13 protein-coding genes and 1 pseudogene are annotated in these 20,083 nt (G+C 48.0%); 2 read left to right on the top strand and 12 right to left on the bottom strand.

What is annotated here, in order from left to right; genetic code table 11:
- Positions 1–396 precede the first annotated feature (396 nt).
- Together fdhF and E0698_RS11790 are read left to right on the top strand one after the other, a co-directional pair.
- On the top strand, positions 397–3,339 hold the full coding sequence (gene fdhF, locus E0698_RS11795; RefSeq protein WP_192511668.1) for a formate dehydrogenase subunit alpha: 2,943 nt from the start codon (positions 397–399) through the stop codon (positions 3,337–3,339).
- Between the two features lie 13 nt (positions 3,340–3,352).
- Positions 3,353–3,835, top strand: coding sequence for a DUF1641 domain-containing protein (locus E0698_RS11790; RefSeq protein WP_192511667.1), 483 nt, complete (start codon positions 3,353–3,355; stop codon positions 3,833–3,835).
- A 264-nt stretch (positions 3,836–4,099) separates the two neighbouring features.
- On the opposite strand, the gene E0698_RS11785 is transcribed toward E0698_RS11790, so the two are convergent.
- From E0698_RS11785 to E0698_RS11730, 12 genes and pseudogenes are all read right to left on the bottom strand, one after another.
- Positions 4,100–4,564 carry a hypothetical protein gene (locus tag E0698_RS11785; RefSeq protein ID WP_192511666.1) on the bottom strand — a complete coding sequence of 155 codons (465 nt, stop codon included), beginning with the start codon at positions 4,562–4,564 and terminating at the stop codon, positions 4,100–4,102.
- A gap of 333 nt (positions 4,565–4,897) precedes the next feature.
- Positions 4,898–5,251, bottom strand: a complete 354-nt coding sequence (locus E0698_RS11780; RefSeq protein ID WP_149093888.1) for a hypothetical protein — start codon at positions 5,249–5,251, stop codon at positions 4,898–4,900.
- A gap of 153 nt (positions 5,252–5,404) precedes the next feature.
- A complete protein-coding gene (kdgT, locus tag E0698_RS11775; RefSeq protein ID WP_192511665.1) occupies positions 5,405–6,406 on the bottom strand; it encodes a 2-keto-3-deoxygluconate transporter in 1,002 nt (333 codons plus the stop codon).
- 48 nt (positions 6,407–6,454) lie between these two features.
- Positions 6,455–7,462, bottom strand: coding sequence for a tripartite tricarboxylate transporter substrate binding protein (locus tag E0698_RS11770; RefSeq protein ID WP_192511664.1), 1,008 nt, complete (start codon positions 7,460–7,462; stop codon positions 6,455–6,457).
- A gap of 130 nt (positions 7,463–7,592) precedes the next feature.
- On the bottom strand, positions 7,593–10,049 hold the full coding sequence (locus E0698_RS11765; RefSeq protein WP_192511716.1) for an AraC family transcriptional regulator: 2,457 nt from the start codon (positions 10,047–10,049) through the stop codon (positions 7,593–7,595).
- A gap of 232 nt (positions 10,050–10,281) precedes the next feature.
- Positions 10,282–11,939, bottom strand: a pseudogene (locus tag E0698_RS11760) (methyl-accepting chemotaxis protein).
- 28 nt (positions 11,940–11,967) lie between these two features.
- Positions 11,968–12,972 carry a BMP family lipoprotein gene (locus tag E0698_RS11755; protein ID WP_192511663.1) on the bottom strand — a complete coding sequence of 335 codons (1,005 nt, stop codon included), beginning with the start codon at positions 12,970–12,972 and terminating at the stop codon, positions 11,968–11,970.
- 131 nt (positions 12,973–13,103) lie between these two features.
- Positions 13,104–13,694: a restriction endonuclease gene (locus E0698_RS11750; protein WP_134913360.1), complete on the bottom strand. Its 591-nt coding sequence runs from the start codon at positions 13,692–13,694 to the stop codon at positions 13,104–13,106.
- Between the two features lie 165 nt (positions 13,695–13,859).
- Positions 13,860–15,269 carry an aspartate ammonia-lyase gene (gene aspA, locus E0698_RS11745; protein ID WP_025685648.1) on the bottom strand — a complete coding sequence of 470 codons (1,410 nt, stop codon included), beginning with the start codon at positions 15,267–15,269 and terminating at the stop codon, positions 13,860–13,862.
- Positions 15,270–15,470: 201 nt separating this feature from the next.
- Entirely contained in the window at positions 15,471–16,001 is a 531-nt protein-coding gene (locus tag E0698_RS11740) for a GNAT family N-acetyltransferase (RefSeq protein WP_134913359.1), read from the bottom strand.
- 115 nt (positions 16,002–16,116) lie between these two features.
- Positions 16,117–16,518, bottom strand: coding sequence for a VOC family protein (locus tag E0698_RS11735; RefSeq protein ID WP_192511662.1), 402 nt, complete (start codon positions 16,516–16,518; stop codon positions 16,117–16,119).
- Positions 16,519–16,629: 111 nt separating this feature from the next.
- Positions 16,630–19,998, bottom strand: a complete 3,369-nt coding sequence (locus E0698_RS11730; RefSeq protein WP_192511661.1) for an S-layer homology domain-containing protein — start codon at positions 19,996–19,998, stop codon at positions 16,630–16,632.
- Positions 19,999–20,083: the final 85 nt, after the last annotated feature.

The following is a 20,083-nucleotide window of genomic DNA, read 5'->3' as shown; positions in this document are numbered from 1 at the left end:
CGTACACTTCATTTACGATTGCTCTGAAATAGATTACATTCCTATTGTTAGCAATCCTGGAACGTTTGTCAATGATTTTTCGTTTTCTCAAACGATAATCATTATCAATTAAAAAAATTAATAATGTACCGTTGAACTATCTTAAATTTTACGTTATAGTTACACGAGATGACATGCAGAAAATGACATATCTAAGTTATTCAGAAGTTATTGATATACAGACGGTGCGTACTGTTTGTTATTAATACATATTCAAATGGCGGATTGGCCTCCAGGACCTAGAGCTTGGTCACTACTCCACCATAAACACAAGTGCTGGAACACGAGCACTTGTGTTTATGGTGGAGTTTTTTTATTCCTAATTTTTAAATTTAAAATCTGAAAGGAGCCTGAACCGTGACTGATAGTACGATCAAAATTACATTAAACGGACAGGAACTGAAAACGAAGAACAGCGCAACGATTCTTGAAGTGATTAACGAAAACAATATCGCCCATCCCCAGCTGTGTTACGTTCCTGAAGTCGATCCGATCCGCACCTGTGACACCTGTATCGTCGAAGTAGATGGAAAGCTGGTGCGTTCCTGCTCGACACATGCTGCGGATGGCATGAATATTCATTTACACTCGGACCGCGCGAAAGCAGCTCAAACCGAGGCCATGGACCGACTATTGGAAAATCATCTCCTCTACTGCACGGTGTGCGATAACAACAACGGTAATTGTAAATTGCATAATACAGCAGAGCTCATGGAAATTGAACATCAAAAATATCCGTATCGACCGAAAGTCGACCCAACGGAAGTAGATATGTCCCATCCTTTTTACCGTTATGACCCAAATCAGTGTATTGCCTGTGGCCAATGCGTAGAGGTATGCCAAAACCTTCAGGTCAATGAAACGCTGTCCCTCGACTGGGAGGCTGAACGTCCTCGCGTCATATGGGATGATAGGGTTGCGATTAACGATTCCTCCTGCGTTAGCTGTGGTCAGTGTGTAACCGTCTGCCCATGCAATGCCTTGATGGAGAAATCTATGCTGGGTGAAGCAGGCTTTATGAGCGGCATGGATAAAGACTTATTAAATCCGATGGTGGATTTAATAAAGGAAGTGGAACCGGGCTATAGTGGGATTTTCGCTATTTCCGAAGCCGAAGCAGCGATGCGTGAAACCCGTACGAAAAAAACGAAAACCGTCTGTACGTTTTGCGGTGTAGGTTGCAGCTTTGAGGTTTGGACCAAAGGCCGCAAAATTTTGAAGGTACAACCTACCTCTGAAGGACCTGTTAACGGTATCTCGACATGCGTAAAAGGGAAATTTGGCTGGGATTTTGTGAATAGTGATCAGCGTTTGACTACCCCCTTAATTCGTCAAGGCGACGAATTTGTGGAAGCGACCTGGGAAGAAGCACTGAATCTGATGGCCAGCAAAATGGGTGCTATTAAAGAAACGTATGGCGGTAAAGCGCTCGGCTTTATTTCCTCGTCCAAATTTACGAATGAAGAAAACTATCTGATGCAAAAGTTGGCGCGTCAGGTATTCCAAACGAATAACGTCGATAACTGTTCGCGGTATTGCCAATCCCCCGCCTCATGGGGGCTTCAGCACACCGGAGGCATTGGCGGCGACAGCGGTACGATTAAAGACATTGCCAGAGCAGGTCTGGTCATGCTGGTCGGCTGTGCGCCGGGAGAAGGACATCCGGTGCTGGCTACCCGTATTAAACGTGCGCATAAGCTGCACGGTCAAAAGTTGATCTCGGTCGACCTGCGCAAGCATGAAATGGCAGAACGCGCAGATCTGTTCATTCGTCCGAAGCAAGGTACTGATTATGTATGGTTATCCGCTGTAGCCAAATACATCATTGAGCAAAACTGGCATGATGCAAAATTCATTGAAGAACATGTAAACTTCTATCCTGAATATTTGAAATTGCTGGAGCGTTTCACCCTGGAATTTGCCGAACAGGAAACTGGTATTTCCAAAGAGACACTGATTCAGGTAGCGACTATGATTCACGAAGCCGACGGCACTGCCATTTGCTGGGGCATGGGGGTGACGCAAAACATCGCAGGCTCTTACACTTCGATTGCAATTGCCAACCTACTGCTGGTGACCGGAAACTTTATGCGTTCAGGTGCAGGCGCATATCCGCTTCGCGGACATAACAATGTTCAGGGTGCTGCTGATATGGGTACGATGCCGGATATTCTCCCAGGCTATCAGCCTGTCACCAACGATGACATTCGTGCCAAGTTCGAAGCGGCCTACGGGGTACACATTCCAGGCCAACGCGGACTGGACAATATCCAAATGCTGGAGGCCATTGAAACTGGTGAGCTAAAAGCAATGTATATCGCCGGAGAAGAAATGGCGTGGGTGGATGCGGACTCCAACCATACACAGGAAATGCTGGCGAATTTAGATTTCCTCGTCGTTCAGGATGTATTCCTGAGCAAAACAGCAGAATTCGCGGATGTCATTTTGCCAGCCGTACCTTCGCTTGAAAAAGACGGAACCTTTACGAACACCGAACGTCGTGTCCAGCGTTTATATGAAGCACTCCGCCCTATGGGAGACAGCAAACCGGATTGGTGGATTTTCAGCCAATTTGCCAAGCATATGGGATTTGATTGGAACTACAGTCATCCAAGTGAAATTTTTGAGGAAATGGCGTCACTCACTCCATTTTTCTCCCAATGTAATTATGACGTATTGGAAGGCTGGAACAGCTTTCACTGGGGATCGCCGGATGGCAGCAACACACCACTTCTACACACCAACGGCTTTAACTTCCCGGACAAAAAGGCACGTCTCGGTCTTTTTGAATATGTACCGCCTAAACAATACCCGGCTGAGTTCGATCTGTCCTTAAACAACGGCCGACTGCTCGAACAATTCCATGAAGGAAATCTGACGACCAAATCACCGGGCATCCAGCTCAAGCTTCCAAGTGTATTTGTGGAAGTATCGCCGGAATTGGCGGAGGAACGCGGAGTCAAGGACGGATCGCTGGTTCGTCTGGAATCGCCATATGGTGCCGTGAAGCTGCGTGTTCTCGTCACCGACCGGATGCATGGAACCGATGTCTACGTACCTATGCACTCCAGCAGCCATGACAGCGCCGTGAACCTGTTAACTGGCGGAGCATTCGATGTAATCACCAACACACCAGCTTATAAGCAAAACAAGGTGCGGATGCACATTTTGGAGGTAGACGGTCAAAATCCGCTGCCACGTATCAACCCGCGCTATAAACAGCGTCATCCGCAAAATGGGGTTGAAGTGGATCGGAAATGGAATCGTCCCGGTTATGTCGATCTGGTGGATCAAAAATAAGGAGGTCGGACTCATGGCTAAGCCTATTTCAATCGTACGAAAGCGTGTGTTTACAGAAGAAGAACGACAAAAACAATCGCTGGATCAGCTTACTGCTGATCTGGCGGACAACGGGGCGGCCTTGCAGAAGACGCTCGAAATTGTACGTGAGCTGCACGATAGCGGTCTTCTCGAAGCGGCTCAGTCTATGCTGAAAGCCAAAGAAAGCATCGCCAAAATCGCTGTAGGACAAGCAACTCGCAAGCCTGTGACAAACATCATCAACAATCTGATGGGAGCAGCCGGCATGCTATCCGAGGTAGACCCTGAGCTGATGAAAAAGCTGGTGGGCAGCGTTACTACGGGCCTGAACGAAGCCGAAGAGCATTTAAAACAGAACAAAAAGACTCGCCTGCGCGATCTCATGAAGGCCATGAATGATCCGGATGTAAATCGGGCGATGGGTTTTGGCATTCATTTTCTCAAAGGGCTGGGAAAAGGCTTGTCCGATAAGTAGCTGAATATAGCGTGGAGAAGGACATCGAGCTACAGGATTATATTCGACGCTATCAGCAGGAGGACGATCAGGAATGCCTTCAGCTATTGCTGGAGCATTGCTGGCCTTATGTGGAGACTTTGATCGGGGAGCTTGCAATAACAACGGAAATGAATGAGGATTTCGTCAGGAAGCTTCGGCAAAAAGAAAAGACACGCTTCTCTTTTATAGCTGGCCCCACTACAAACGGGAGTCAGCTCTTTTCTTGTTCCCTTGATACATCCCCTACAACCGAACCTCCCTGCCTCGTCTCTCCGTCAAAAATTGCAACAGCCAAATACTATAGTTGATAAAAACCAGCGTAAAACTAATGACCGAAAACAGCGGAATTGTATGTACAATGGTAGCATAAACGATCCAAATCAACAGGATTATCAGCAGACAGATACGGAGGATTGCGTTGTTGCTTGATTCCTTGCGGAACAGCAACCTCTTCATATCCATAGTATGGTCGTTACGATGAAGTAGATGGACAAAGATCAGAATATGCAGAATCAGGTGAACAGCAAAAGCAATGAAGGCAAAAACGATACCTGTGGCAAATAGAGCAAAGCCATTTTCCAAATCAGAAGATTCATGTTCAAGCTCCGGCAATTGCCACATCCAGTACAACATGAACCCGTGACAGGAAGCTAGCGCAATGAGAATTGAAAATATATATAAAAATACTTTACTGACGGCAGTCTCCAAGTTTAATTCCTCCATACGGATAAGTATGGCTCTCTTAACTCTCACTCATATTCTCTGAGTAGTATAGCGAATTATTCTTATAGATCCAAATTTTAATAGAGTAAAACAGATCATAAAGCAAGGATTAAAGGAAAGGTTACCCTGAGAAGGATACACGGGATAAGGCTCAAAAACGTTCTATTCTCTGTTGTGGTATTCATTATTTTATTTGGGGCTGGATGGGTCAGGTTTATAAAAAATCACACCGAGGCGGCAGTAAAAGGCTATCCGGGAGTATACCGAATAACCTTTTTCAGCTACAACATGTACAGGTTCACATTACTACTCTACTTTTTATTTTTTATCCACCTGCAATAGCGTCACTGTTTTGAGAGAAACAGCATCTTTGATTTGCTCCTCTGCGATGACCTTGAGTTTAAGCAAACTGGCAATCTTCGAAGTATCCGGTTTGGAAAACAAGCGCCATAGCTGCGGATCAGGCAGTGAATCATACAGCTTGGTATGATCGTATTCCTTGCGGTGCTGCTGCACAACTTTGACCCGGTAGCTGCCAATTTCCCAATCTGCCACTCCCTGCTGCGCACAATGAGCTGTAATGTCATTACGCAAATCAGTCAATTCGCCTTCAATTTCTTTTTGCTTCTGCTTTAACTGATAGTAGCGACGCACCTTGTTTTCCAATTCCATCACGCTCCTCTGCTTACATATGTATGTTTGCAGAAGCGTTTTAGGACAAGTTTGTGGTGTGAAAATATAAGATGTATCTGCAAAAGCATTTCCCGGGTAATGGAGAGACTCAGGAAATGATCTTGAATCATCCGATCCGGGATCATCCGAACTTTATTTAGGGACATTGGCACCTGGATTTACAGGACCTGCTCCCTTCGATTCTCCTTTGCGTTTAACATAATTGGACCAGTAAGCCGTTAGAATAGGCACCAATATAGAGGTAACGATGACCGAAGCGGCTACTAACGCAGTTGCGGATTGCGCTACGGGCAGGAACTCTGGCTTTATATTCGCAACAATGACCGGATTGGCAACCGCCGCACCTGCCGTACTGGAGGCTGCAAGTCCTGCTGTACCGTTGCCGCCGCCGATATACTTGTCCGCCAGGATCAGCGGAATGCCTGTAATAATAATGACGCCGATGCCCAATATAATACCGAGTAAGCCGGTTTGGACAATCACACTCAGATCGATGGAACAGCCCAGTGCAAAACCGAAAAACGGAATAAGCGCATGCGTAGCGCTACCAAAATATTTACGAAAATCGTGATCCAGATTCCCCAGCATGAACCCGACCAGAAACGGCAGTACCGCCCCCACAAAAGCCTGCGGCTCAAAAACGGCCAATCCCGTACTACCCAAAATGAGCATGGTCACTAACGGACCAGATTCCAAGGACATCAGCACGAATGCCCCCGCCTCTTCCCTGGAACCGTATTGCTGCATAATGGAGGCGTATAGCCCACCGTTCGTCATATCCATCGAAGAAATCAGCGCCAATACCGACAGGCCCGCAAATAACCCACTTTCCACGCCGCCGACGGGTAGCAATTTGGATGCTATGATAGCCACTACCCAGGCAACTGCGATTTTGGTTAATACGAGCGTACCTGATTTACGTAATACCGTACCCGTAGCTCGTATATCAATGGAAGCGCCCATACAAAAAAACCACACCGCCAAAATCGGTACCGTCCCCGTCATTAGTCCCTTCGTAAACGATCCAAAGTAGTCCCCGGCCCACGGTATAAATGTATGAACCAATGCTCCTATAAACAGCGGCACCAACATAATGCCGCCCGGAATTTTATCAATGCTTTGCTTGATTTTCATAACTTCATTCAACCCTTTCGTTTTTGCCAGCGCAAAAACAAGGCCGTATTACTTGCGGCTCAAGCCTAATTCGGGAATCAACCTTGCGAAAGTTTCATGGCTCTCCTTCAACTGCCGTGCGAATGCTTCTGCATCCTTAACACGTAGCCCCAATCCATGCTTACGCATTTCTTCCCTGAATTCCTCATCTTTCGTCCCCTTGATCAGTGCGTCCGCCAGGGTTTGAGCAATCTCATCCGGCGTATCCCTGGGCACAGCCAGTCCTCTCCAAGTCCCGATAAAATGTACACTCAGCCCAGTAGCCTGCTGTAACGTCGGCACACTTGGAAACGCTTCCGAAACGGTGTCTGCCTGTATCGCCAGTATGCGCAGCTTCCCTTGGTCTACATACTTTTTCACTTCGGCAGGACTGACCGGCACAGCATCCACGAAGCCACTCATCAACGCTGAAACGGCTGGCCCAGCTCCCTCATAGGGAATATGGGTAAAGCGGACTCCGCTTTTTTGCTCCAGCATCGCAGCAGCGAGGTGCCAGATGCTCCCCGTGCCTGCATTGCCCATTTTCAGCTTGCCAGGATGAGCATGAGCGTCCTCCAGAAATGCTTCGGCCGTCGTCCAGGGAGCATCCGCTCTAACCGTGATGGCAGAAGGGTCCATATTGGTTTGGACCAGCGGTTTAAAGCGCTCATAGGTAAGGGGCAGCAGTCCCAGATGTGGCAGTGTGGTCAGCTCAGCAACCAGATACGTTACAGTGTAACCGTCCGCCTGCGCCTCAGCCCCTTCCATCAGCCCGACCGAACCGCCTCCACCCGTCCGGTTAACGACGATGATCGGCTGGCCGAGATGCTTTTCGGATGCTTTCGCCAATGCTCTTGCCGTGATATCCGTACCGCCGCCCGCCGCATAAGGAACGACGAGCGTGATGGGCTTCACAGGAAATGCACCACTGTGGTCACGCAAAGCGTGTTGATCCACATATTCACTGATACTCAAGGCAGAAAGAAAAGCCACTCCCGCCGCAACCAGCACATATTTTTGCCATGGCTTGTTCTTCATTACGCTTCCTCTTTTCCAAAAAATGAACTGGGCCAGTCACGCACCCGTTTTCACCCCCAGACGTTTTCGGTCATGATATTTGCGTTTACATGAAGTCAATGTACCGCAACGCGGGGGCTACAGCTATCGCTTAATCTTCGAATTTATCTTCCAAATCCCCAAAATACCGACCTTTTGGCGGATCTGCATATCTATTGGAACATTTGCTGATTTCCCGAAATTTCCCGGGGGTCACCTGTTTATGCTTCCGGAATACACGGATAAAGCTGTTCTCATTCCGGTAGCCGACCTGATCAGCAATCTCTGCAATTTTCAGATGTGTTTCGCACAGTAATGCACACGCTTTTTTCACTCGCAAACCAGTCAAGTAATCGTATACGGTGCTACCTGTCTCTTCCTTAAACATACTGCTCACCGATGACACGCTCATATGGACCTGATCTGCAATTTCCTGAAGCCCAATATTTAAATGCAAATGATGCTCCATGTAATCGATCATCTCCTGTACACGTACAAACTCCTTGGACTGTCTGTGTCCAGAGAGTTTTTCGCCGATATCAGCTACAATCGAATACATTTGCTTCTCGATATCTGTAAGATCAAGCGTCTGAATCTGATTCCAGTGGTAATCAACAAGCTTGTCCGGCGGCGTCACACCATGAGTCATGCACCATTTCAGCAGCTCCTCCATCAGTTCATGAACAGACAGATACACCTGCAATGGGGAGGTCCTGTGAAGACGAAGTTCTTCTCCCCATTGGCTGATCAGCTCGATACTTTTCCCGGCTTCCTGTGACTCCACGGCACGAATGATTTCCACATTCCGTTTTTCCACCGCTGATGAAACATGAGCATGCTCTTCTGGCCTAAAATACTCTGTAACATCCATGTTCATCCCCATGCTGTCCGTGCTCATATGCGAACATCCATATCCCTCATACAAACGCAAACCAAGGGCTTCTTTCCCCTTTACAAATGACTGACGTAACTCATGGATATCGGAGAATGCAGGACCCATTCCTATGGAAATAGTCAGGGGCAGATGCTCATCCACAACCTGAATCAGCCTGTCTGCGCTTTTGCGGAGCAGAATGCTGTCTTTGACATCGGCATCGGTATCAGCCCCAGTCCCAGTTATAGCTTCATCTTCGCTCTCACTTAACTGTAGTAGTACAACGAACCCGCTTTCCTCATCTGGCGCGCTTACCGCCTTCCAGTGAGGTTCAAGCCATTCCAGTAAAATATTATTCAACGCATATTTGAGCAGCATTTTATCCTCCTCTGGAAAGCTTGCTGCCCAGGTAGAATACCGATCGATTGACACGATCATCACAGCCAAAGAGCTGCCGTCCCAATCGGAAAAATACTGTTCCCATTTCATACGCATTTCCTGTATGCCCATTCTACGCTGGATGACATCTTCCATGTATTTGGAACGCAACTCCGGTAGACTTCGCTCCACCACCAGTGATTTGCGATGGAACTCTCCAACCAGCTTGCCAATGACCGGCTCCAGATCATACAATCCACCTTGGCGCGTTCCTTTGTAGCCTGAATTTAACAGGCTATTAATTCTTTTCATAGGGCGAAACGCCGCATAATTGTAATAGTAGACCGCTGAGCAACCCGCCAGTATCGAAATAAAGGCCAACCACAACATCATGTTGCGTGCCAGCTTGACATGCTTCAGCAGCTTGTCCATAGGAACAAGCGATACCAGACGCCAGCCCGTCACATCTGAAAAGGTCTGGTTCGCCATGTACTCCATCCCCCCTACCTCTACATAAGCATAGGGGCTCACATCCAGCTCTTTTAAAACCTTGTCCATTTCGTATAGGGGTACAGACGATTTTAACTTGGGATAGATCAACTCACCCTCCAGATCGTACACATATTGCGAGTTGGATAAATGAATATACAGCTTGGAGAAAAAGCGATCATAATCCAGATTGATCAGCACCGCGCCGATGACCTGCCCATCCTTTACCACGGGTCTTGCCAGCGAAAGGAGTTCTACCGTTCCATGTTCATGATTCGTGCCGTACCATCTTCGCTTAATCAGTAATGGCTTCTTTTGAATGTCCCGAATCCAGGGAACCCAAGTCGTATCCGGCGCTTGGTCCCAATCGGGTACATAGCCGTATTCGCTGGATACGAGAGCATGCTTTTCCAAAGAAATAACTTCAGCCGAATGAATCTCTTCATGCGAAGAAAGGGCTTTCAAGTATTTCTGTAGCCGTTTGATGACGGGAACGTTGTTTGACAGTGATTTCCCATCTGTTTGTAAACGTGCAAATGCCTCAACATCCGGGGAATAGGCTGCATCCAGCGCCTTATTATCGGACTCCCGAAATGCCCTGTTGGTCACATCCAGATTAATTTGCAGCAGTTCTATGTTCGGTGTGTTCAATTCGGTATCCAAACCCTTGCGATATCCCGAATACGATAGCAAGCCGATCACACTAATAATGAGTGATACACTTAGAGTGAGTAGCAGAATGAGCCTTGTCTGTTTATTTTTCAGAATCAATCGAAGCTTTAATCGCAGCATTCCCGTAAATTCATCCTTCCGGACTTCGTTTTCCAGCATCCCTTGCCAACAACGTACAGGCTAACATATACTCCCTAAATCTATTTGACACAGGATGGGGAATTCCCTGCCTATTAACTCTACGAAGAGCAATAAAAGGTAGCTATTATTGTCAATCATTAGACACTTTCAATAAAAAAGAAGAAGCCTCCCTGCATGGGTAAGACTTCTTCTATGGGTTTATCCTGTATCTATCATATAGCCAAAAAATGTGTTGAATTCGTGTTGCTTAGCCCGTTTTTTCCACCTGAAAACGATCCAGCTCCCGTTGCATCTCCTCACGAATCTGACGAAGCTCTTTCACCTTCTCAGCCGATTCCTCAAAGGAACGCTTCTGCTCCACGGTAGAGGCGGTAATTTCTTCGCTGCCTGCGGCGGATTGCTGGGTAATCGCGCTGATGTTCTCAATGGCTTGCTGTACCTGTACGCTCAGTTCCCGAGATACATTCATATCCGTCGACAGCTTGCTGACTTGGCTGGCAATTTGCTGTACTTTACCGCTTATCTCAGTGAACGATTCCCCGGTGGACGATGTTGCCTTCTCCTGCTCACGGAATAGCTCCTGACTTTGCGCCACAGAGGTCTTCACCTTGTTCATAGCCTGCGTAATGCCCTCGACTGCGGTATAAATTTGCTTCACAGCCGACTCCGACTGATTTGCCAGCTTTTTCACTTCGTTGGCTACGACTGCAAAACCTTTTCCAGCCTCACCCGCACGCGCAGCCTCAATTGAAGCATTCAAGGACAGCAGCGACGTCTGGCTGGCAATCTCGGATACATAACCGGTCATCGTCGTAATCTCGGCTGCATTGGCCTCCAGTTCCTTGACTGTCTGCTCCACCTCGGACATCGCTGAACGATTTTCCGCTACAATGCGTAGCTGATCGCTCATCACACGTGTACCTTGCTCAATGACACGCAATGCGTCTTCGCTATATGTAGAGGACTGCTTGGTCTCCAACAAATTCGCTTCAAACTTCTGCTGCATCTCATCCACAACGCCAACGGTGGTCGACAGATCCTCAGCAATTTTTTGACTACCAATCGCCAGTTCCTCTGTTGAGGTGCTAACTTGCGTCACGATTTCCTTCATGGTCTCATTATGCTGGTCAATATCCCGAGCCATCAGATCAACACGATTCCCCGACTGGTCAATAGAGAGCACAATGTTACGCAAGTTCCCGATCATGAACCGGAACGATTCGTTGAGCTCGTCCAGCTCATCACGTCCCTTCGTTTGCGCGAGCTGCACCGTCAAATTCCCATCGGCTTCGCGGCATCCGTCAACTTGCGAGTTCTGAGGGCAAGCTGCCTGGATGTATATGTATTATATAGCCCGACCGCCACCAGAAGCAGAACAGCTCCTGCCAAGGCCAATTGCCAAGTAAAACGAATACTCTTGGTCAATTCCTCTGTATATTCGTCATAACGCGCTTTTGTTAGAATATCCAGCATGAACACATCGTTCTGGATCCCCTGTACACGCATCGCATTACGTTTGGATTCAGGGCTGCTTCCGGTGCTCATCGCTTTATCCGTCGCAGCCTTCAATTCGCTGAATTTCGTTTCAACGGTATTCAGACGCTTTTGCTGCGTTTCGGTCTGCATCATGCCTTGCGAAAGCAAAGCAATCGTTTTTTCCGCCTGACCCAGTTGATTTTGCACATCCGTTTTGTTGCTCTCTGTCATAGAAGAAGAGTAGTTTTGCAGCGCCTGTCCTGACTGAATCAAATAAGCATTGAGTTGCTGTACATTCAGCATGGCTGGAACGAGACTACTGCTTTGCGAGTTGATACGGATCAATTCAAAAATAATATAGGCCACCAAAGCCAGGCATGCGATCAGGGAAACCATCGCGTTAAGCACCAGTTTACCTTGCAGTTTCATCAGGAATCATCCTCCGTTTTACGAAAATTTATTGGGTGGGCACAGTAAGACTGCCGGACTTGACCTGTTCCTTCAAGTCATCCAGCAGCTTTTGCTGCTCCGGGTTCAATGTCAAAATACGAATAGGCGCCAAACCTATGCCTTCTTCCGTAAGACCGAACACCATATTCTGGTCCGTAAATTTTCTTTGATGATCTGCAAAGCTTTTGACTGCCGTGTAAATGGCGACATCCACATTTTTAATCATGGAGGTCACTACTGCTTTTTCCGCAATAAAGAACTGGTCGCTGTCGACCCCGATTGCGAACTTTTGTTGCTTTTGCGTCTCCTGTAGCGCACCCACACCTGTAAGACCTGCCGCCGCATAAATCACATCAACTCGATCCTGATCTATCATGTCGCGCGCTATCTCCGAGCCCAGCTCCGCCTTGCCGAAATCTCCCGCATACGTAGCGGTAACCTTGGCATCAGGCTTAACGGAGCGAACCCCTGCTCGATATCCTACCTCAAACTTTTTCAACAGCGGAGACTCCACTCCCCCGATAAAACCCACCTGATCGGTTCGGCTCGCCATTCCTGCAACGACCCCTGCCAAAAAGCTGCCCTCTTCTTCTTTAAAAGTAATGGAAGCCACATTAGGTAAATCCGATTTTTCATCCACAATTACAAATTTGCGATCCGGATATTTTTTCGCAACGGTTTCCAGACTTTCTTTCACCATGTACCCCAACCCGATAATCAAATCGGATTTTTCTTGAACAAGCTGTTCAAAAGCAGCATCATATGTCTTGGTCTTGGAAATTTCCCGATATTCAAAAACGATTTTCCCCTCGTCCCGTGCCTTGACCAAACCCCGAAAAGCCGCGTCGCTATAAGACTGATCACCCAGACCAATATCTGACAGTACAATTCCTACCTTAATCGGTTGCTCCTTGGTTTGTGCTGCTGGCTGTCCACATGCACCCAGCAGTAATGCAAAAATAGTGACAATGGGAACCCACCTCAATGTTAATAACTGAACTCGTTTCTTCATGACATATCACCTCAGCATAATTTGCAAATCCCCAACATCTTTATATCGGTTATAAAGGCATTTTTTTTCATAAGGTTTTCTGTAAATTCATTGTAATGGGAGAAGTAAACTGAGGTGATATTTCCCATTTATCATTTGCTCCTGCTCCATTTGGAGGCCATCACGTCGGTTTTACTTTCTATGAGATCCATGACCTCCTCACGATGTTTAGCCTTGAACAGATCAATCATGTCCACCAGATCGCCGCGATCCAATAGCTTAACTCCGTTAACAGCAGCAAGTGTTTTACAGGATTCCGTGTAGCGTCCGGAAGTGATAACGACAGACTTGTCTGCCGCATAATAACGCATGGAGGTGTAAATTTCCTGCACCGCGCCCAAGCCGACCGGGTTTTGTACTGCATAACGCTTGGCCTGAATCACGACTCTGACACCTTCACGGTCTGTAAAAACCAGATCCGCTCCAAAATCGCGGCTACTGGTCGTTTTGTAGATGTCCTTATAGCCGAGCGCAGATAACAACCGTTGCAGATAAAGCTCAAATTCTGAGCCATCCTCCATCCTGTCTATATCCTGAATTCCGATTTTTCGCGGGTCCAGATCACGTAAAATCCGATTTCTGCGCCGACGTACCAGTCCTCTGATGATGAGTATGAGTAACAGTAGGAGTACAATAAGTCCTATTCCTAATTCCTTATATGCCGATAATTGCTCAAGCAGCATTCCTCTTCCCCTTTTCTACAATAGGCGTGCAGCGGTGTATTCCTTTTCAAGACATTCCACTTTATCACGCGCTGACACTCGTGTTACACAAGGACAGCCCCGCCGGATTCGACGGGGCTGTCTTCATTTTGCCTCAAAGCTGCCTACATTCTAAACTCCGCAATATTATTCCCGATTCAGCAGGGACTCTCCGGCAATACCCGGCTGAGTCATTTGATACGGGTCCAAAATAATGTCCAGCTCTTCCTCAGTCAGTACATTATACAACAGACACAACTCGCGTACCGATTTGCCAGTTGTAATCGCCTCACGGGCGATACGTGATACGACCTCATATCCAAGGTGGGGATTGAGCGCGGTAATAATGCCTACGCTGTTTTCGACATATTCACGACACCGCTCCACGTTCGCTTCAATTCCGTCCACACAATGAATGCGGAAGACATGAAAGCCCTGCTTCATAATTTCCAGCGATTGCAGCAGGTTGTAGACAAGCACAGGTTCCATCACATTCAATTCCAGCTGACCAGACTCGGAAGCGAGACAGATCGTATGATCATTCCCAATGACCTGAAAAGCAATCTGGTTGATGACCTCACACATTACCGGATTTACCTTACCCGGCATAATAGATGAACCCGGCTGGCGGGCGGGCAGACTCAGCTCTCCGAGACCAGCACGCGGCCCCGAGGCCATCAGGCGAATGTCATTCGCCACCTTGGACATATTCATCATGCAAATTTTTAACGCGGCAGACACTTCCGTATAAGCATCCGTGTTTTGAGTGGCATCGACAAGATTTTCGTCAGCCTCTACAGGGAAACCACTTACTTCAGCCAGCACCTCCGCGACACGCTGAATATAACGACGATCTGCGTTCAAGCCGGTGCCTACCGCAGTTGCGCCCATATTGACCGTCAGCAAATGCAGCTTCGTGGCACGGACACGTCCGATATCACGGCCCAGCACACGCGCATAAGCCTGAAACTCCTGTCCCAGCCGGATCGGTACTGCATCCTGCAAGTGGGTTCGGCCCATTTTAATCACGCTGTCAAACTCTTTCGCCTTACGGGAAAACGCCTCCTGAAGCTCACTCATGGTGACCAGCAGCTTGTCAATCATACTTAGAACAGCCAAATGGACAGCCGTAGGAAAAGCGTCGTTTGTCGATTGCGCCATGTTGACATGGTTGTTGGGACTAATCTCCTGATAATCTCCACGCTGCTTGCCGATCAGCTCCAACGCCCGGTTCGCAATCACTTCATTTGTATTCATATTAATGGACGTGCCTGCGCCGCCCTGAATCGGATCGACGATGAAATGGTCGTGCAACTGTCCTTGAATCACCTCGTCAGCTGCCTGAATAATGGCCTCTGCCTTGGGACGATGCAAGCGGGTCAGCTCCATGTTTACCGTTGCTGCTGCCTTTTTGACGATCGCCATGGCTTTAATCAGCTCAGGATGCAGCCGTTGGCCGGTAATTGGAAAATTCTCTTTTGCCCTCAGTGTTTGTACACCGTAATAGGCGTCTGATGGCACTTCCTTGGTACCTAGAAAATCATGCTCCAGCCTCATATTCTTCGATTCCTCCGCTGTATATACTACGATCTTCAATCCGGACCAGCCGAATTGACATAAAAAGACCCTTTAAACGGTCCTCATTTCATTATACGTTCCCATTCCCTTGCTTTTCCAGTCGAATAAAAGCGGAAAAGCATATGAAATCGTATAACAAGCTATTATTACCTGTATATAATATCGTTATTCGCCAAATCATCAGCAACGGCTCAGATACGGATTTAGTGGTTTGTAATAAAATCGGGTAGCGTCCAGTTGACCGTCAGCCGATTGGGCATACCCTGGAATCACGCCCGCTTCCACAAATCCGATAGATTCGTATAGCTTATTGGAAGGATCGCCCACCCTCGTATCCAGCACCATCAGCGTTCTGCCCTGACGCAGCGCCTCCTCTTCCGCAGCCTGCATCAGTTGACGCGCAATCCCAAGCCTGCGCCCGGACGGATGCACCATGAGCTTCGCAATTTCCGCACGGTGAGTTGCATTGGCCTTTGTAGCCAAATGGAGCTGCACAGTTCCAACAGGCACACCGTCCTTCTCCGCAATCCACAGGACTACACTATCCTGAAGGACACTCTTCCAATAAGCTGCTGCTTCCTGATAAGCCAGTGGCGGTAAAAATCCAATAGAAGCACCGTCCGCCACCACGTCGATCAACAACCGGGTCAGTGTATCTGTCAGTGCATCGTTCAGAGATTGAACGGGATAGACTGCTATTTCATTAGACATGGTGATTCCTCCCCGGTGATATTTGATAACAATAAAGAAAGAAAGCAAACCATCCTTTTAGGATCGCTTACTTTCCATGATGTTACTTTAGTTTCTATATACGCTTTATGTCCCCTTACTGCTCTGCCATATAAAAGAACTCCCACAAATGACCATCTATATCCTGAAAGCTCCATCCGTACATAAAGCCGTGATCCTGAGGTTCGTTCGAAGGTTTTCCGCCGGCTTCCAGAGCCTTGTGGACAATTTCGTCCACCTTTTCTCGACTCTCCACCGATAAGGCAACAATCGCTTCTGTTGTTTTCGTTGCATCCGAAATTTCTTTTGTAGTGAATGCTTTAAAACGCTCTTCAACCAGCAACATAACAAATATTTGCTCACTGACAATCATACAGGTTGCATGCTCATCGGTGAACTGCGCGTTAAATTCAAATCCGATTGCTGTGAAAAAATCAATGGACTGTTGCAGATTTTTTACTGGTAAATTCACAAAAATTTGTTTGGCTGTTACTCCCATGACATTTCACCTCTTCATCAGTTATAAAACCAAATTTTTATGCTGCTTCTCCAACAAAAGATAACTTAACTACCGCAGAAAGTCAATCAATCTGACATTTCAATCATTATATTACTGTTCCCAATTCAACTTATCCAGAGTTCGAGATAATACAGCCGCTGCTTCTGCCCTCGTCACCGATGCAGTTGGAGCAAAACGGCCTTTCCCGTCTCCCTTCATAATGCCCACGCTGGACAGAGTATTGACAGCCGGAGCTGCCCATGTAGAAATGGCTTGTGCATCTGATAATGACGCTGAGACACTTCCTGCCGCTGTATCTTCCGCAGTCCCGGCGAAGCGCAGGACTCGCTCTACAATCACAGCCAGCTCCTCCCTCGATATTGGAGCATCAGGTCTGAAGCTGCCGTCTGCATAGCCATTGATCAGTCCAGCAGCGGCTGCGGTACGCACCGAATCCGCATACCACAATTCCGATTGTACATCGTCAAAGCCCTTCACCGTGCGATCTGAATGCTCCAGTCCAAGCGTACGAACCAGCATCGTAGCCAGCTCCGAGCGTTGTACCTGACCATTCGGCTCAAAGCGTACGTTCGATAAACCCATCTCACCAGTCTCATTCGCGGTGGACGCTGACTGATTTGCCCCTGCCACAATCAGACGCGTAGCCAAGCGTGTAATGTCCTGCTGCGCCCAATGACCGGAAATATCGCTGAACGATCTGCTTACATTAGTTTCCCCGCCATCCAGCACGACATAGGTTCCACCCGAACGTCCATACACAGTCAGTTCCTCACCAGAAGCGGTAAACGGAACCGGATGATAGGACAACTGTCCGGCTTGGTTGGTGGATACCTTCACTACAGCAAGTTGACACATATCTACCGTTGCGGGAACACGTAGAAGATAACGTTCATACCCTTTACCGAAATTACCGCTACCTGCCAACGACTGCTTGCGTCCATCTTCGCTTCGCAACTCCGCCACAACATCAACAGCTCGCACCAGCTTGCGCCCTGCCGGAATATCTGTGCGTTTAGCCAATCCTTCGTTCGGCGTAACTGTAAAGCTCAAGGAAATCTGTTTTACAGGCACCTGCCAGGTGTCAGCCAGCTTTAGAACAGACAAACGACCTGTTCCTACTTCATAGCCTCCCTGTGGCGTTTCTACTCGCAGGGTGTGAATACGGTCATTCAAGACGGCACCCAAAGCATCTCCGTTTAGAATCACTTCGAATAGCTTAACATCCGCTTGCTCCCCTGCACGGACTACGAGCGTACCGTTCGCCCCGTTCCGAATCGCATTTTGTATGTCAGCGGCTGGTACCTGTGCGACTGCTCTTTTCAGTCCGTTTTGCTCTGTTACTATGGACTTGGCTTGCACCACATTAACGCCTGACGAACCGTTACCATTCTGCCCGCTATTTGCAGTCTCACCCTGTCCGTTATTCGTCGTTCCACTCGCGTTACCGCTACTATTGTTCCCGGTGTTGTTGCTGCCATTGCTCTCCTGCTGATCATCGTCATCATCTTTATTCCGACCACTCTCGCCATCTGTTGGCGGTTCCACTGTTTGGCGTGGCAAGCCAATTTGAGCAACCAATGGATCATGATCACTTACCCGCCCGTCCGCGGCGCTAAAATCCGCATTGATATGAACAATATCCAGCACGGATGATTCACTTATGGACGGACTGACCAACAAATGATCCAGTGTTTGCGAATTCCCCTCATAAATATACGAATACCGCTCCTTCTCATCCAGCTTATCTACCAGATTCGTCAATTCCTGTCCCCGGACCAAAGCGAGCGTTTCGGAAAATTGAAAATCATTTAAATCTCCCAATACGACGATATTCGCCTGATGGTTTTGAGCCAGCACCGACTTCACAAAACCATTCACAATCGTTGCAATCTTCGCCCTTTGTATTTCGCTGCTTCGTACGGGTGGCTGAATCCCTCCAAATGGCGCCTGATCGCCCCCTTTGGAATTAAAATGGTTCGCGATCACGATCACCTGCTGACCTTCAAACTCAAATTCAGCAGCCAACGGCTTGCGTGAGTATTCAAATGACGCATTCAGCGGATCAATACGACCGGGATTGAGAGAAAGCCCCTGCTCTCCATAGGTCACCGATGTAACCGAATCTCCCTTCGACTTATCCGTCAGCGTGACACGTTGCGGATTGTAGAGAAATCCGACCCGAATATTGCCGCCGGGAGCGCCGCCATCCTTATTATTTTCAGGTGCTATATCTGTAAAAGCATACTCCGGCCCCCCATGAGCACGAATCGCCTCAATCAGCACCCGAAAGCTTTCCGAAGCATCTGTGGTGCCGTCATCCTTCTCGCCGTTATTGTCCTGAACCTCCAACAGCCCTACGATATCCGGGTGGTTCAAATTCACGGCGATGGCCTGTCCGAGCTGATCAATCCGTTTTCCATCACCGGGATCGAAATTTTCCACGTTAAAGGAAGCAACCGTCAGCTTACGATCATCCTGTACCAGACGTGTGTTGGCTGGCTGGAGACCCCCTGACACAATATCTGGCAGACGCTCAGGCAACAGCTTGAAATTACTAAAGCTGTAGCTCACAATTCCCGTGATGGGACCCGCAAAACGATCTCCTGTTTTCAACGGAACCGCGGGCTTGGCGTCGATCAAAATCCGCTGCGGATTCAAACTTGCTTCAGTCAGCATCAATCCCCCTGCTTCAGTCAATACCTCGCCTGTGTCCGTCCCGTTATCAATCCTGACCGGAATTTCATAACCATAAGGACCGATTACACGCGCATCTCTCAACTCAACACGCATGGCCTCCAGACTTTCAAAATAGTCCAAACCATCCTCCTGTGGATCGAACACCGTCATTCCGTCATTATCCACAACAGATTTCGGCATCACACGCCCCTCTTTTCCAAGCAAAATCGGAGACGGCAGTGGACGGTCCTTGGCGACCACCGAAACCGAAGAAGCTACAATTTCCGTGGTCGTCAGGTCTACCGGCTTGCTGGCATAGGTTCTTTCCGTATATTCCTTCATAGAGCCGCTTACCCATACCTCATCCCCAACCTGCACACCGCTGCCAGGCTTGTACACTAAAATGGCCTCGGATGTTTTTTCATCCTGATCCACCTTATCGTCCGCCTCCTGCATAAAGAAGCTGCTTCCCTTCACCATCGTCACAATTCCTTCGACATCCGTTACCTTTTTCCCCTCATAAGGTGAACGATGGGCTGCTCCCTGTATATCATGGATACGGAGCTTCTCCGGCACATAGACATCTGCATATACACTGGCTGCTACAGTCGTGGGTGATGATGGTACCCCCGTTTCTACTAAAGATGCAGGCTCTGCTGAAGCTTTTCCATCGAACAGTAACCCCGGCCCTCCACCCGACAGCACCAGTGCCACACTAAGCCATGCGACCCCGAACCTTTTTAATTTCCTGGGTAACGTTACTGCTATGTATTCTTGTTTCATCAAAAGATGCGCTCCTCCCAATTTTAGCTATGATCACGCTTACAATATATATTCCATATTTAAACATACCATAAAATAGTCAAAC

Origin of the sequence: Paenibacillus sp. 23TSA30-6, from assembly GCF_014858585.1 — a bacterium.
Lineage (GTDB): Bacteria > Bacillota > Bacilli > Paenibacillales > Paenibacillaceae > Paenibacillus.
Note: the sequence above shows the minus strand (reverse complement) of the source record. Positions and strands in the feature narration are given on the sequence as shown.

Coding starts and splice junctions, on each gene's coding strand:
- E0698_RS11790 (WP_192511667.1), top strand. CDS start 3,353: ATGGCTAAGCCTATTTCAATCGTACGAAAGCGTGTGTTTACAGAAGAA.
- E0698_RS11770 (WP_192511664.1), bottom strand. CDS start 7,462: ATGAAGAACAAGCCATGGCAAAAATATGTGCTGGTTGCGGCGGGAGTG.
- E0698_RS11730 (WP_192511661.1), bottom strand. CDS start 19,998: ATGAAACAAGAATACATAGCAGTAACGTTACCCAGGAAATTAAAAAGG.
- E0698_RS11750 (WP_134913360.1), bottom strand. CDS start 13,694: ATGCTGCTTGAGCAATTATCGGCATATAAGGAATTAGGAATAGGACTT.
- E0698_RS11740 (WP_134913359.1), bottom strand. CDS start 16,001: ATGTCTAATGAAATAGCAGTCTATCCCGTTCAATCTCTGAACGATGCA.
- E0698_RS11735 (WP_192511662.1), bottom strand. CDS start 16,518: ATGGGAGTAACAGCCAAACAAATTTTTGTGAATTTACCAGTAAAAAAT.
- E0698_RS11780 (WP_149093888.1), bottom strand. CDS start 5,251: ATGGAATTGGAAAACAAGGTGCGTCGCTACTATCAGTTAAAGCAGAAG.
- aspA (WP_025685648.1), bottom strand. CDS start 15,269: ATGAGGCTGGAGCATGATTTTCTAGGTACCAAGGAAGTGCCATCAGAC.
- kdgT (WP_192511665.1), bottom strand. CDS start 6,406: ATGAAAATCAAGCAAAGCATTGATAAAATTCCGGGCGGCATTATGTTG.
- E0698_RS11755 (WP_192511663.1), bottom strand. CDS start 12,972: ATGAAGAAACGAGTTCAGTTATTAACATTGAGGTGGGTTCCCATTGTC.